This window comes from Streptococcus pluranimalium, from assembly GCF_047785705.1.
Classification (GTDB): Bacteria; Bacillota; Bacilli; order Lactobacillales; family Streptococcaceae; genus Streptococcus; species Streptococcus pluranimalium_A.
The window spans coordinates 1-958 of the sequence record NZ_JBLOJV010000092.1 but is presented as its reverse complement, the minus strand read 5'-3'; the positions used below and the strand labels follow the sequence as shown (position 1 = coordinate 958).

1 protein-coding gene and 1 pseudogene are annotated in these 958 nt (G+C 46.5%); both read left to right on the top strand.

Annotated elements, in window-relative coordinates; translation table 11 throughout:
• Positions 1 to 112, top strand: a 112-nt coding sequence (locus ACMZ6Z_RS09440; protein WP_416132270.1) for a PoNe immunity protein domain-containing protein, incomplete at its 5' end; no start/stop codon positions are given.
• A gap of 114 nt (positions 113 to 226) precedes the next feature.
• A pseudogene (locus tag ACMZ6Z_RS09435) lies at positions 227 to 958 on the top strand (type VII secretion protein EssC); the annotation flags it as partial.

The window sequence follows — 958 nt, the reverse complement described above, 5'->3', positions numbered from 1 at the left end:
TGGGTACTGGAGTTTCGAAGCTGGAGCTATTGCCAAGATATTGAATTTAGATGATAGTAGTCTTGAGGGACAGCAATATTATCCTTATGATATGGTACATTGGAAAGGTTAGTCATTGTATCAAGTTGATTTTAGAAATCATCTAGCCCGATGTTCTTTTTAGGAATTAACTGATACACTAAAGAATAATAGATTGTATTAGCAGAGCTTGTTTTTCAGCTCTGCTATTTTCCAAAAAAACAATGTCAACCACATCAACCAGTACACCAAACTCTTCAAGGAGGGCAAGGTGTCTGAACCTCTGCCTCACCTGCTTATCATCAGCGATGAGTTTGCGGAGCTTAAAGCCAACCAGCCCGACTTTATGGACGAGTTGGTGTCAACGGCCCGTATCGGTCGTTCGTTGGGGGTTAAGTTAATCCTTGCGACTCAAAAGCCAAGTGGTGTGGTTAATGACCAGATTTGGTCTAACTCCAAGTTCAAGATTGCCCTTAAGGTGCAGGATGTAGCGGACTCTCGTGAGGTCATCAAGACCCCTGATGCGGCGGAAATTACCCAGACTGGTCGGGCCTACCTTCAAGTTGGTAACAATGAAATCTACGAGCTCTTCCAGTCAGCCTGGTCTGGTGCGGATTACAACCCAGACGGAAAGGCTGGTGTTCAGCGTGAGACGACGGTTTATGACATCACCGACAGCGGTCAGTATCGGGCCATTAACAGGGACCTGAGTGGTCTGTCCAAGCAGAAGGATGTCAAGAGCTTGCCGACGGAGCTGGATGCCATTGTGGAACAGGCTCATGAGATTTTTGAGAATCTCCAGATTCCTAAGGTTGCCAGTCCTTGGTTACCACCTTTGGCTGACCGAATCTTATCGCAAGACTTGCAGGAAACGGACTTTAGCACCTACTGGCAAGAGTCATCTGGGCTTAAGCCACTCTTGGTGGGTTATCAAGATATC